At 42.3% G+C, this 14,127-nt stretch carries 13 protein-coding genes; all 13 read right to left on the bottom strand.

Annotated elements, in window-relative coordinates:
- Positions 1–95: 95 nt before the first annotated feature.
- The 13 genes from BFS30_RS18890 to BFS30_RS18830 all read right to left on the bottom strand — a co-directional run bounded on the left by BFS30_RS18890 (position 96) and on the right by BFS30_RS18830 (position 14,074).
- Positions 96–1,883, bottom strand: a complete 1,788-nt coding sequence (locus BFS30_RS18890) for a RagB/SusD family nutrient uptake outer membrane protein (protein WP_069380717.1) — start codon at positions 1,881–1,883, stop codon at positions 96–98.
- Positions 1,884–1,902: 19 nt separating this feature from the next.
- Positions 1,903–5,421: a TonB-dependent receptor gene (locus BFS30_RS18885; protein ID WP_167353164.1), complete on the bottom strand. Its 3,519-nt coding sequence runs from the start codon at positions 5,419–5,421 to the stop codon at positions 1,903–1,905.
- 271 nt (positions 5,422–5,692) lie between these two features.
- Positions 5,693–6,748 (bottom strand): FecR family protein, encoded by a 1,056-nt coding sequence (locus BFS30_RS18880; protein ID WP_069380715.1) that lies wholly within the window; start codon positions 6,746–6,748, stop codon positions 5,693–5,695.
- A 72-nt stretch (positions 6,749–6,820) separates the two neighbouring features.
- Positions 6,821–7,399 carry a sigma-70 family RNA polymerase sigma factor gene (locus tag BFS30_RS18875; protein ID WP_069380714.1) on the bottom strand — a complete coding sequence of 193 codons (579 nt, stop codon included), beginning with the start codon at positions 7,397–7,399 and terminating at the stop codon, positions 6,821–6,823.
- 145 nt (positions 7,400–7,544) lie between these two features.
- On the bottom strand, positions 7,545–8,474 hold the full coding sequence (locus BFS30_RS18870; RefSeq protein WP_335645340.1) for a transporter: 930 nt from the start codon (positions 8,472–8,474) through the stop codon (positions 7,545–7,547).
- A gap of 9 nt (positions 8,475–8,483) precedes the next feature.
- Positions 8,484–9,545: a cytochrome-c peroxidase gene (locus tag BFS30_RS18865; RefSeq protein WP_069380712.1), complete on the bottom strand. Its 1,062-nt coding sequence runs from the start codon at positions 9,543–9,545 to the stop codon at positions 8,484–8,486.
- 5 nt (positions 9,546–9,550) lie between these two features.
- The gene (locus BFS30_RS18860) at positions 9,551–10,405 is read right to left on the bottom strand and encodes an MbnP family protein (protein WP_069380711.1); all 855 of its coding nucleotides are present in this window, start codon (positions 10,403–10,405) and stop codon (positions 9,551–9,553) included.
- A 135-nt stretch (positions 10,406–10,540) separates the two neighbouring features.
- The gene (locus BFS30_RS18855; RefSeq protein ID WP_069380710.1) at positions 10,541–10,942 is read right to left on the bottom strand and encodes a hypothetical protein; all 402 of its coding nucleotides are present in this window, start codon (positions 10,940–10,942) and stop codon (positions 10,541–10,543) included.
- 3 nt (positions 10,943–10,945) lie between these two features.
- Entirely contained in the window at positions 10,946–11,584 is a 639-nt protein-coding gene (locus BFS30_RS18850) for an SCO family protein (protein WP_069380709.1), read from the bottom strand.
- Positions 11,584–12,012 (bottom strand): hypothetical protein, encoded by a 429-nt coding sequence (locus tag BFS30_RS18845; protein ID WP_069382528.1) that lies wholly within the window; start codon positions 12,010–12,012, stop codon positions 11,584–11,586. The genes BFS30_RS18850 and BFS30_RS18845 overlap by 1 nt, the downstream gene beginning before the upstream one ends.
- 180 nt (positions 12,013–12,192) lie before the next feature.
- Entirely contained in the window at positions 12,193–12,567 is a 375-nt protein-coding gene (locus tag BFS30_RS18840; protein ID WP_069380708.1) for a hypothetical protein, read from the bottom strand.
- A gap of 80 nt (positions 12,568–12,647) precedes the next feature.
- On the bottom strand, positions 12,648–13,034 hold the full coding sequence (locus BFS30_RS18835) for an acyl-CoA thioesterase (RefSeq protein WP_069380707.1): 387 nt from the start codon (positions 13,032–13,034) through the stop codon (positions 12,648–12,650).
- Positions 13,035–13,069: 35 nt separating this feature from the next.
- Positions 13,070–14,074 carry a beta-ketoacyl-ACP synthase III gene (locus BFS30_RS18830; RefSeq protein WP_069380706.1) on the bottom strand — a complete coding sequence of 335 codons (1,005 nt, stop codon included), beginning with the start codon at positions 14,072–14,074 and terminating at the stop codon, positions 13,070–13,072.
- Positions 14,075–14,127: the final 53 nt, after the last annotated feature.

Genomic DNA, 14,127 nt, shown 5'->3' with positions numbered 1-14,127 from the left:
GGAAAGGAAGTTACAAATAAAAAATAATATAAAATGAGTAGGGGCATCCGCCCCTACTTCATTATAGGGATAAGAAATGGGGGAACAATTTCTCCCTAGTTATAACCGGAATTTTGTTTCAATACCGGTGCGCCACCAGACTGGCTCAAATCAATCTGTCGTTGTGGAATCGGATAATAATCATTTTTACCTTTTGTATATTTTCCATTTCTCACATCAGAAGTTAGTTTTCCCTGATAGTTGAAATAGGCATTCAGCTCTTGCTCTGCAATTCCCCAGCGAACCAGGTCAAAGAAACGGTGCCCTTCCATGGCCAGCTCTATTTTTCTTTCGAAATAAATGGCACTTAATGCATAGTCTTTTCCTTTGGTAGAGAAATCACCCGCTGGATATCCGTTCACTTTATAGTTAGCAGCAGGAGTAGCAGAAAATCCTTCCATTGGTTTAGCATTATTTTTATACTGATAAACCCATCCTTTAGGATTAGCAGCCCTTGCCCTGACCAGGTTTACGTAGTCCTGAGCCTTAGCCAGATTTCCTGATTGGGCTTCTGCCTCCGCCCCCATTAACAAGACATCGGCAAACCTGATCACCAGGTAGTTGATCGCTGAACCGGGAGCCCAGGTGGTCAAATCTGCATCAGTAGCCTGCGATTCCTGCCAATAGATATTTTTTTTAGGTCCGTAAGGTCCACCATACCCCTGGTCCCTGATCCATGGTTTGCCCGGATAAATCCCCCAATCCAGATAAGGGATTCCACGTCTGCCCGCAGTCCAGTCAATTCTTGGGTCCAGGGTTCCTGCATCCGGAACAAAAGGATCTGTTCCGCTTACTCCCATATCGTTCTTTACCGCAAAATCATTGTAATTGCTCAGGTAAGGAAGTCCGTTGTCCTTATTGGTCCGGAAATGATTGACCATATCAATAGAAGGCTGGAAAAATCCGCAGCAGCCAAAAGGGCTATCTCCATAAGGGAAGTTCAGCATATCTCCATTATTGCCGTTTGAAGGTCCGTCAGGATCTACGTTTGCCGCCATCTGAATGGCAAACACCACCTCGGAATTGTCTTCCTTACTAGGTTTGAAATTATCTGCAAACTCTTCATTTAACTGGTATTTCTTGCCGGTAGTGGTTACTCCCTGGGTAATGACCAGATCAAACAAGGTCCTTGCTTCAGGAAATTTATGCTGATACAAATAGGCTTTGGCCAGATAAGCGCCTGCAGCCCACTTGTTTACCCTACCCATTTCCTGATGCGTAGGAGGCAAATTATCATAAGCATACTTCAGGTCATCTACAATTTTAGACCAGATATCGGTATTATTTGGCTGATTAAAGATGGTGGTGGTTTCATCAATCCAAGGCACCATATTCCACATCTTTTTCAGTTCAAAGTAATAATGAGCACGGAGAAATCTGGCTTGTCCGCTCAGACTTTTACGTTCATCATCTTTAAGGTCCGTAGCTTTTGCCATTAATTTCAGGACATTATTGGTACGGGTTACCCCCTCATACAATGCTTTCCATTTACCATTGAAATAGGCGTTGGTGGCATCCGGATAAAATTTTGCAATCGGGTCTATAGCTGGCTGATCCCCTCCATCGCTACCTTTGGAAGCATCTCCCCCGGTGATGGCGCCAAACACCCAGTTACTTGGTGAGGCATGCCAGGCTTCACCACCGCCTAAGCTTTCGTTGGAACCTTGTTGTCCGTCCAGGGCCGCATAAGCCCCGATTAATAAGCCGTTTACTCCATTTTTATTGGCTAAAATCTCCTCTGTTAAGGCACCTAATGGTGGTTGCTCCAATGCTTTCTTGCAGGAGAAAAATAGCTGTGCTGTACAGAACATTACAGCGAACAAAATATATGTTGATCTTTTCATCTGTTAAAACATTAAATGGTTAAAAATTTAAATTTAATCCGAACAGGAAAGTCCGCTGACTTGGATAAGCGCCCTCATCTACCCCGTAGGCGGTCTGGCTACCAGTGGCACTTGAAGTACCAATCTCAGGATCCAGTCCTGAATATTTGGTAATCGTAAACAAGTTGGCTCCGGATACATAAACCCGGAGTTTACCCACGCCGATTTTCTGAAGCATTGCCGCCGGGAATGTATATCCGATCTGTGCATTCTTCAATCTGAGGTAGGAGCCCTTTTCTACGAAATACGAGTTAGGGACACTGTTCGAGCTAAAATTCTGTTCTTTCTCCTGAATTGGTGCCTTCGCATTTTTATTGTTTTCCGTCCAGGAATCGTACAAAGCGGTATGGCTTTTTGCCCCTCCGAAAGAAGAAGAAAAATCCGTCCACCATTTTACCTGATTCCAGATCGAATTGCCCTGAACCCCATAAAAAAACATGCTCAGGTCGAAATCTTTATAGGTTAAACCAAGGTTCAGTCCATAACTAAAGTTCGGGTTGGCATTTCCTAAGAAAGTACGGTCGGCCGCCGTGATGATTCCATCCCCATTCATGTCTTCATATTTAAAACGTCCGAGACCTATTGCACTCTGATAAACAGAATTGGGATCTCCGGTTGCACCTTGTGCTTTTAAATTGGCAGCATCAATCTCTGGTTGGGAATTCCAGAATCCGGCCACTTTATAACCAAAAAACTGACTCACGGAATGACCTACCTGATTACGGATAATCATACTACCATCAAAGCGACGTGAATCTTCATCAAAATAATCTGCATCACCGGAAATCTTTTTAATCAGGTTATTATAAGTGGTAAGGGTTGCCGTTGCATTGAATTTAAGCTCGCTTCCGATATTGGTATGGGTTGAAATTGCCAGGTCTAATCCATCGTTCTTCATCTCGCCAATATTGATAAAAGGCACGGAGGAAGCACCTCCCGTCCCGATCATTTCAGGATTGTACAATAACTTATTGATGACCTTGCGATAGTAGTCTGCAGAAATTTCCAGTTTTCCCGCAAATAGAGTCGCGTCGACACCGATGTTGGAGTTGGTATTTCTTTCCCACTCCGCTCCCGGATTACCGGTACGGTTTCTATAGAAACCGGAAACAACATTGTTTCCTCCTCCTATTGCATAATAAGATGGGGCAATTGCACTGCTATAAGTACTGAATCCATTTCCGCTGGTTACATTCAGCTGATTCCCCATGACTCCATATCCACCTCTGATCTTCAGGTCGGTAATCCATTTGACATCCTTTAAAAAAGACTCCTGCGAAATTCTCCATCCCCCGCTTACTGAAGGGAACCAGCCATATACGTTTTCCGTAAATTTGGATGATCCATCGCGTCTGATTGTTCCTCCGATAAGGTATTTATCGTTGAAGCTATAGTCCAAACGACCGATAAGAGAAAACATAGCACTTGCTTCACGTTCACTGGAAGAATCCTTAGGTCCGCTACCGGTATTCAGATTGGTATAGTTGGGATCGAAAGAGAAATAACCTTTGTTACTCCCGCTTAAAGTATTGTTGCGGTTTCTCAGGTATTCCGTACCTGCCAATGCCTTTAAAGTATGTTTACCAAATGTTCTGTTAAAGGCAAGGGTGTTTGTCCAGGTATAATCAAATCCCGCATAAGAAGACTCAGAATAGGTATTGGTGATGTTATTTTCCGAGTTTTCATATTGTGGATGAACAAATGAACGGGAATCCCCTGAATAATTGGAACCACCGAATGAACTGCGCAGTGTCAGTGATTCCGGCAGGTCCACCTCTACAAAAACATTTCCAAACAACCTGTTGTCTGTGGCTTTATTGTCTTTCGTGCGCATCATCATAGCCACCGGGTTATAGGCATCGCCTAATCCTCCTCCAAAAGAACCACCATAATTGCCCATGATATCATATACAGGAATGATCGGCTGCTGACGAAAAGCATGTCCGATTGCATTATCACCAGTCAACCCTCCAATCTGAGGATTGCTCTTCAGGGAATAGGCAAGGTTTTCACCTACCCTGATCTTTTTACCAATATTGTACTGGGTATTTGAGCGGATGGTATACCTGGTCAGGAAAGTTTTAAGTAACGTTCCTTCCTGGTTAAAATAATTGGCCGAGAAAAGGTAATTTCCCTGATCTGAACCACCACTAACGGAAACGTTGTGGCTGGTAATCGGTGCCGGACTAAAGATCTCTTCATACCAGTTGGTTCCATTTTTATTGGCACGTGTGATGCGATAAAAATCAGCATACTCCGCAGCATTGAAAAACGGTTTGATATTGTATAAAGAAGGATTAGTTCTGGGATCTCCTTCCATTGCTCCACGCGGAAGAATATAATCAGGTACGACATAGGAAGGACCATTTCCATACAAGGGGTCATTCAGATTTGTTTCTCCGGAGTTGATCAGCATCTGACGTTTCAGTGTGGCCATCTCTGCAGGGTTTAAAATATCCCATACATTTCCGGTTTTAGGACGCTGACTACCATAATAAGCATCATAGTTGACCTGAGTTTTTCCCTTACCTCTTTTGGTGGTCAGGACGATTACGCCGTTCGCGGCCCTTGATCCATAAATCGAAGCAGCCCCGGCATCTTTCAATACCTGTGCAGATTCTATGTCATTCGGATTGATGTCGGAAGTGCTTTGGGTAGGAACACCATCTACAATGTAAAGTGGGCTATTGTTTCCAAAAGTATTGATCCCCCTTATTTTTACCTGAGGCTCTTCTCCAGGCTGTCCTGATCCCAATACCGTTACTCCTGAAGCCTGCCCCTGCAAGAGGTTGTTTACCGAAGAAACAGGTTGTTTGACCATGGAAGAGACATTGACAACTGCAACAGCACCGGTCAGGTCCTTTTTCTTCTGGGTGGAATAACCTACTACGACCACCTCGCCCAATGAGGTTTCTTCTTCTTCCAGCTGGACATTGATGATTGTCTTACCGGCAACTGCGACTTCCTTAGTCTTAAAACCAATATAAGTAAAAACCAGAATGGCATCTGCAGAAGTTGTCGTAATTGAGTAATTACCATTGTTGTCGGTCATTGCACCGGTAGCCGTTCCTTTGATCTTTACGCTGACTCCGGGAAGGGTTTCTCCTCTTACCGAGCTCACCTGTCCTTTGATAATGGTCTGTGGTTTTTGCGCCTCGGCTTCAGCCGCTGCAAAACCTGCTTTGTCGTATAGTAAAATGTGCTGATCCACCACTCTGTAAGTGATGTTAAGGGCGGCAAGTGTTTCCGTAAGGATATCCCCCAGGCGCTTATTCACGACATTTAGACTGACAATCCTTTCGGATTTGATTACAGATGGGCTATAAATAAATTTTACCTTAGTCTGGTTTTGAATTTCCTTTAAGATCTGCTTTATTTTACCTTCAGTAATATTTATAGAAATTTCTTTGTTCAGAATTCCCTGTGCCTCTACTTTTTTTGCAAAAGTACTGCAGGTGAATAAGATGACAAGAAAAATTTGGCTTACAGATATTCTCATTGCTGTTATTATTAAAGCAACAAATCGCTTTTTATTCATACCTTTAGAAGTTTTGTTCGTTAATGTGAAAATTTCGTTCAGAATCAATTTAACTGGCAATGTCCCGCAACATTGTCAGTTTTTTTTTTGAGGTAGGTCTAGTAGAAGTTTCTCTTTTTCATACGCTTTTGGTTTAGTTGGTTTAAGGTTAGTTTACTAAGTGATACTGGCTCAGGCCTGTTTTTCTCCGGCAAGGTCCCGCAACCCTGCTCTTTTGAAAATACAGTACCTGTTATTTTTTACTTTTAATGACGATACTGGTTCCGGAAACTTCATAAGTTGCCTTTATAGACTCACAGAGAAAATCCAGTTTATTGTATAAGCTCTGCTCAGAAAGGTCTCCCGTAAAGGTATTGTCGTATAAACCGGCATTCTCGACAATAAAGTCGATTTCATAAGCCTTTTTAAGTTGCGCAATGACCTCTGCCACTGTTGCATCGTTGAAAGAGAAGGCTTCTTTAATTTCCTGCTTGTCCACTCCTGTGTATACAGGTTCCGGATTGCTGACCAGTGTTTTTTCAAATGCTTTCTGATCGGCACTAAAAACGGCTTTCTGATTGGGATGAAGAAAAACCCCTTTATCTGTGCCGAGAATTCCTTTCAGAATGGCCAGTCGTCCGGAAACCGGAGAAACCATCACTTTTCCAGTCCTTACTGAAACTTCGGTTCCATTACCTGAGGAAGTGGTTCTGACCGTAAAACTGGTCCCAAGAACTTTGGTGATGACCTCTTTACTATAAACCAGAAAAGGCCTCGAAGCATCTTTACTAATCTGAAAAAATCCTGTTCCTTCTATCGTCACTTCTCTGGCCTCCCGACCAAAATGTACCGGGTACTTAACCACTGCATTTGCATCCAGAACAACAAAACTCCCATCTTCAAAGATGATCTTTTGAGCACGTTCTGAGGTATTGGTAAGTTCTTTAACTTCAAACGCAGCGCTGGCCGCAAGAAATACCGGAACTTGCTTTTCTTCTTTAAAAAACAGGTATCCGCTGCTGAGGAGAACAAAGCCCGCAACTGCTGCTGCAATGCCTCTCCACGTCCCTGCAGAAAGAATTCTATGATTTGTTAAAGCTATCGGTGATGCTGTTGCCGGAACTGAGATATCCAGGTGGATCCGGTCCCAAAGCTTTTGCTCCATAATATTGAATTCCCGTGGATTAATTTCCTCCAGCTCTTCTTTATCGAGCATTCCGTAAAGTTCTTCGACGATTCGTTTTTCCTCATCTGTACATTTTCCCTGGAGATACCTTTCTAATAGAAGGTGAAATGCTTCTCTACTCATTCTTATAGCTTTTAAACTATATGTAAGTTAACAGAGGCGGATCCCTAAAGAAAATAAAAATATTTTTCCGTTTTATAAAAACAGACTGATGATAAGGGGTAAAAAGAGGTAATCTTTCAAATGAAAGCGCATGGATTTAAGCGATTGGGTAATGTGGTATTCTACCGCTTTTTCAGAGATATTGAGTTCTCTGGAAATGTCTTTTATAGAATAATGTTCCAGTCTGCTCAGCTTAAATACTTCTCCTGTTTTCTTGGGTAGTCTGGCAATCCCACTAGTCAGTGCATCAGACAGTTCATTGAGCATCAACAGGTAATCTGTATTTTCAACAGTATCATTTTTCAGCACCTTAAGGTGCTCCTGATAGTTCTCCTTCACCAGTTGTGACTTATAATGATTGATAATGCTGTATTTCAGGCTACCAAAAAGGTAATTACTCATGGAAATGATGCTGATGCTTTCCCTCCTGTGCCAAAGATCAGTAAACAGGTTCTGGGTGAGCTCTTCTGCCAGTTCCTTATGGTGTGTTTTTTTATAGGCCACCTGAAACACCTCTTTCCAGTAACGGGTGTAAATCTCTCTGAACGCACGCTCACTGCCGTCTTTAAAAAGAACAATCAGTTCATCATCTGTCAGGAGTGAAAGATTCATATGGTGGTAAGATAGTTAGTTAAGTCTGGTTCTAACAAATTTAACAATAAAAGTCAAACGGCGATAAAAAATTATCTGATCCTAACGAGCAAATCACTCAGCAGAATTTACATTCCTGCTGAGTGATTTCGAAAGGCAAACGAGTTTAAAAAGGCAAGGACAAATGCACCATTACCCGGTTTCCTGCCCTTGCCCTTCCGGCAGCAAGGTCCTGGGAACGTACATTCTGATAATTGGCGCCAAATGCTAGTCCTTTCATCGCCACTTCCAAACCTGCAACTGCAGATAAGGAATAACCTCCGGATACTTCGACATCGTATTTATTGTTTTCCACGTCTTTCTCCGCAGTTTCATATAAAACACCAGCATTGGGTGCAACCGTAACTACATTAGCCAGTCTGAACTTATAATAGGCAAGCATATTGGCCGTCAGTTTATTCCCATAACGGTAATTGTATTTGTTTTCGGTATTGATCTTATAATTCACATTTGTATTCAATCCCAGATCATTATAACGAATATCATAGGCTGCATTTAGAGTAAAATCTGTACTTGCTGTACCCAATTGAAAATTATTAGGAGACTCCTGAATGGCCAGACGTTCTGAAGGTTCGTATTTTCCCGTCGGCACTTTTACCCCTCCTCCAAGCCATATGGATTGCACCAGCAAACGTTCGCCCAGGGTTCCGCTATGATCCAACAATTTATAGTAACCCATCAACGCAATATCTCCAAGACCGTTTTTTGTTCCGTCCCCTGTCTGACTTTCTCTTTTATTGAAATTGTAGGGTACAAAAGCCAGAACCCGAAAACGGCTTCCGATATTCCAGCCGCCCCAAAGTTCCGTACTCTGGTAGGTTTCATCAGCAGTAATGGGGGTTCTCTGGCCTGAGGGCCCCAGGTGTGTTTGTAATGTTTTATGCTGATACCTTAACCCTATAAATCTCTTGTTAAATTCAGGGAGGATACCCAGATAATAACTCCCTACTCCGCAGCCGCAAATGTCGCAGGCAAAGCTGGAAAGCGAAGTGGTACACAATAGCATCAGGCTAATCCATATTTTCTTTTTCATCATATCTCTTTATTATTGTTCGGCTAAGAGTTTGTTATTGATAAACTCTTCATCATTTAAAGTGGATAGGAAAGCCGTTAGCTTAACCTTATCATTTTCTGTGAGGTCTATGCCTCTTTTGTCTCCTTTTATTAATAAGGGATCCAGATTCGGCGTATCCTGGACTTCGGAATTGTAATGCTCCAGCGCACCTGCAAGACTTAAAAACCGCCCATCATGCATATAAGGCGCCGTAAACCGCAGGTTTCTCAAAGACGGCACCTTAAATTTATAACGGTCTGTACCGATAAGGGTGGCCAGGTACAAACCCTGATCATTGATTGGGCTGATTCCTAAGCCATTGTTCCGGAAAGACCCATCGGTAAACAAAGGTTCGCTATGACAGGAAGCACATTTCTGCTTAAACAAGTTGTAACCTTCCTGCTCTTCCGCAGTAAAAACTGCATTTCCTTCCTTTCTCATTACCTGATCATATTTGGAATTGCTGCTGACACACATCAGCATAAACTGCGACAATGCTTTCATAAACCTGGCCGTGCTGATCTCCTCTGTTCCAAAGGCCCGTTTAAAAAGCTCTGTGTATTTAGGCAGCTGACGTAGTTTGTTAAATACATTTTCGAGTTTTTCATCCATTTCCTCATGAGTGGTAATGGGTGCAATAGGTTGCAGATCCAGGTCATAAATCCCTCCTCCCCACATGAAAGATTTGTTCCAGGCGAGGTTCATAATTGGCGGGGAGTTGCGCGTTCCTAAACGATCGTCAATCCCATGACTTACATCATGCCCATGTTGGGTGAAAGCAGAGGATTGAATATGACAGGAACCACAGGTAATGGTATTGTTCCTGGACAACCGGGGTTCATAAAACAAAGCCCTTCCCAACTCAAAGCCCTCTTTAGTCACTTTGTTGTTGGCGAAATTATAAGTGGGCTCCGGAAAATTTACCGGCTTTTGAAAACCCAGAAACTTCGAAATCTCCCCGATCACAGGATGGTCTTTGAGCACCACATCCTTCTTACAGGCCAGAATAAAAATGCCCATGAGCAACAGGGTTATCCAATGTTTTTTATTCATAGCAACTAGTTTTCAGTATGGTCATGCCTGAACATTTCAGTCAGGTTATTGGCAATTTTGGCACTAAAATCCCCGAACATCACATTCGGATGTGCCGCAATACTAAAGACATTCTTTCCATTGAATACTTTCATCACATCCACAAACAGGTGCACATTACTCTGCCTGTCTTTTCTGACTTTGGCAATTCCGGCGGCCTTCAGGTCTAAGGTCACTGTTCTGATGTTGTTAAGCGTCGGCGCATTATAACCTCCAAAACCACCAATATGGTATTTAAACTGCCTTTTACCGGAAGGATCTCCATTCTTATCATCAGAAATCACTGAAGAATTCCCTTCGAATTTGAAAAAGATATAACCGTTTTGCCATCCCCAGTACATTCCTCCTGATTCATGGCCTCCGCCATAAGCAGGATCCAACATACCGGTCCGCTTTTCCACTGGCATGGTACTTCTTAAACTATCTACTCCTACCGTAAAGGTTAAACGGGTATAATCCCCCTCCGGAACATTTACTTTGGCAAAACGGGTTGTTTTATCGGCACCATTGATCAGGAAATAGCTCTCATCCTGTTTTACCGTATATTCCTGACCGGAAGCCGTAGCGACTTTGATGTTACTGATGAAATATTGCAGAAAAGAAATAGAGAATTTCTCTCCTGAAGCATTGGTATATGGACTGCCCGTGTTGTTAATCGAGAAAGTTCTTTCTCCAACAATATTATCAAACTCGACAGAAAAAGGAGCCAGATTTGTTTCCACAAATTCAGGAGCCCCGGCTTCTTTCTTAGAGCAGGCTGATAAGATCATTAGTACACTACCCAGTAATATCCATGTAAGTTGTTGTATGTTATTTTTCATTTTTATTTGAAATTATTCGTGCATACCCCCTCCGTTCCAAAAGAAAAAAGGCAGGCAGGGTTAAAAAATCGACAGTTGTTTTCACAGCAATATCCCCCCGGGTAAAACCCGGGTAAAATGATCAGAAAGGAAAATTTAAGCTGTTAAATATGGGGAGTGAATGAAATTTACCGGAGGAGGGTGTAAAATTTCAGCAATACTTTCAGGCAGGTGGAAAGGCCTTTCCATAGAAAATGCCTTCCTGATAAAATAATCAGGAAAGACAAGCAGCACATTTGACCTCACAAAAAAAGTATCTGCAGCGCTTTTCTTTTGAGCTTCTCTTTCCTGTCTTTTTTCTTTTTCTTCAGCTTGTTTAAGCTTCTTTGTCAGGTAGCATTTACCATTACAATGCATTTCCGGTTTGTCCCTGTTTTCGCAAAGTGTACTGGCAATGTATTGCTGATTGAGTTCAAAACCCGCATAGATACATACGCTGCTGAATTGCGTCAGCAACATATTGATCAGTAAAAACATAGCGGTAAAACTCCTGAGCATGATTTACTTTTTAGTTTTATACTCGTTTAATAAAATATCCATATCCTCCATCAGTTTTTTAACGTCCTTATCTACCGTACCATCATAGGCTCCGCGGATGCGTTTCTCTTTATCTACCAGGATGAGGTATCCCTGGTGCATAAAACCGCCGGGTACATTTTTATCTTCCTTCGCCGCCACAATATAATTGCGTTCTGCAAGGGCATAGATCTCTTCTTTTGTACCCCAAAGGTATTCCCACTGGGTCCCTTTAACGCCTAATTTGCTCGCATATGCCTTCATTCTTGAAGGAACATCATACTTCACATCAATGGTATGGGAAGCCAGTTTCACTTCCGGATTCCCTTCATACTTTTTATAAACCTTTAACAGGTTCCTGTGCATAACAGGACAAATGGTCGGACAGGATGTGAAAAAGAAATCAGCCACATAAATCGCTCCGTTGAAGTCTTTTTCGGTTACCGCCATACTATCCTGATTTAACAGTTTAAATGCGGGAATCGTCCTGAAAACAGTATCTATAACCGTTTTACCGTCAACAACCCTTTCGGATTGTTCCATTTGCAAAAAGGGCAGGCGTTTGGGTTCTTCCTTACAGCTAAAAAGAAACAATAAGAAAAGACAGCTTAAGTTTAATCTCATTATTTTTTGAATTTACTGAAGTAGGCTTCGGATGATTTGATTTCTTTTTTATACAGGCTATCGACCCGCTGTATCTTGGCCTTCTCTGCTTTGAAATATTGTACAGATTCTTCATTTGATTTGCCGGTTACATCGGGTTCAAATTTATGCATCCAGTCGTTCATGCTATCCTCCGCAGTAGTCAGGTCGTTCAGCAGCACCTTTATCGTTTCTTTTTCCTTCAGGGTATCCAGCTCCGGATACTTTGCTTTTAAGCCCTTCATGTCTTTTAATAAGGTGTCCAGTTTCATCTGGTAATTAACGATAGCGGTCTGATCTCCCATAACCAGGTCATGAAATTGCATGACTTCATCGCGTTCTTTTTTGTAATCTACAGTGCAGGCCGATGCTCCAAGAGCAATCAGCACTATTCCAACTAATTTGTTCATCTTGATTTTTAAAAATATTAGTGTATCATCCTGATCAGATTCAGGCATGGCACAAAGGGACAATCCGGTGCATATCAATACACCTTCTTCCCTGCTGAGCATGGAAACCGTCTGATCAACCCGGTAAAACCTGATGCGCTCTTTTAGACCGGCACTAAAAGCCGGCTGCGCATGCTTGGATTAAACGATGAATTGCGGAGGGTGAAAAATAGCATTCAGGCCAGATTGTGGCATTCCTGTAGAAAGCGGAATATGAAAATGAATTTCTCCGAATGGATATTGTTTGAATTCCAGTATGTTGACTACAATAGCCTCCTGGACTGGTGTTTTCTGGGATTGTCTTTCCTGCTTCTGCTCTTTGTCCTGTGCCTGCTTTAATTTTTTCATTAAATAGCACTTTCCATTACAATGAAGCTGAGGTTTATCTTTATTCACACAAAGCTCGGCAGCGATGTATTTTTCGTTCATTTCAAAACCCGCAAATACAAAAGCATTGGAGAAGTTTACCATCAGTAAACTCAACAAAAGCAATATGGCTGTTGGTTTGATTAACATTGGCGCAAAGATAGGGAACAATTACCGGGATTTAATGGATAAAGCATAAAAAAAGCAGGCCTGAGCCTGCTTTTCACTGATTATTTTAATATTTTAATCGGTTTTTTATGTTCGTCAATGGCGACAAAAGAAAACTCTCCGGTAACGGCCTTTTCTCTGTCTTCGGAATACATTTGTTCGATGTATATATCCACCCTGACTTTCAGACTGGTATTTCCGATATGACTTACCGTACCAATCAGTTCTACAATTGTTCCTGCGGGAATGGGTTTCTTGAAATCGATCCGGTCACTGCTTACGGTAACCATGATCTGTCTGCTGAAACGGGTTGCCGTAATAAAGGCAACTTCATCCATCATGTGCATGGCTGTCCCGCCAAATAAGGTATCGTAATGATTAGTGGTATTTGGGAACACGGCTTTAAAAATGCGTGTTTCCGACGCTTTAATTTTATCTTCTACTGTCATTTACTTTTCGTTAAACACTTCTAACCCGGGGAGTTCTATTTCCCCCTCAGTTTGCCCCATTTTAAATAGGTAGCACCCCATGAGAATCCGGCTCCAAAAGCGGTTAATAAAAGTTTATCACCATATTTGAAATCATCTTTAAAATCCCATAAGCACAATGGAATCGTTGCTGCAGTAGTATTTCCGTAACGGCTGATGTTTACTTTGACCTGTGAATCTGTTAAGTTTAACTGCTCCCCTACGGCCTGAATGATCCGCAGGTTCGCCTGGTGAGGAATCAGATAATTGATTTGTTTAATGTCTAAATCATTTGCCCTGAGGATTTCTCTACAGGTATTCGTCATGCCCTGAATCGCGGCTTTAAACACCACACGACCGTCCTGACGCACATAATGTAAATTCTGATCCAGGGTTTCCTGAGATGCAGGATATTTGGAACCTCCGGCAGTAACGATCAGGTTTTCCTTACCGCTGCCATCTGTTCTGAAAAAACTATCTATTAATCCGACTTCTTCTTCTGTTTGTTCCAGTAAAACCGCTCCGGCACCATCTCCAAAAAGAATACAGGTATTGCGGTCTTTATAGTTTACGATCGAACTGTTTTTATCTGCACCAATAACCACCACACGCTTACAACGTCCGCTTTCAATCATGCTTGCGCCAAGCGTCAAAGCATAAAGGAAACCACTGCAAGCCGCATTGGTATCTATTCCCCAGGCATTCTTTAGTTCTGCTTTTTCACACACCATACTTCCGGTAGAGACCATCACATAGTCTGGAGTAGAGGTGGATACAATCACACAGTCTATTTCATCAGGATGAATGTCCCCATCCTGAAGCAATTTTTTCAAGGCTCTGGTTGCCAGGTCTGAAGTCGCCACATTGGCATCATTAACTATTCTTCTCTCCCTGATCCCTGTTCTGGAAACGATCCACTCATCATTAGTTTCCACCATTTTTTCCAGGTCCTTGTTGCTCAAAACAGTTTCCGGAACATAACCACCAACTCCGGTTATCACCGCATTTTTACGTATTCTCATTCTGTGTGCTGTATCTATTAAAACAGGCAAGCCTACCACTTGCCTGTTTGATT

The organism is Pedobacter steynii (assembly GCF_001721645.1).
Lineage (GTDB): Bacteria > Bacteroidota > Bacteroidia > Sphingobacteriales > Sphingobacteriaceae > Pedobacter > Pedobacter steynii_A.
Note: the sequence above shows the minus strand (reverse complement) of the source record. Positions and strands in the feature narration are given on the sequence as shown.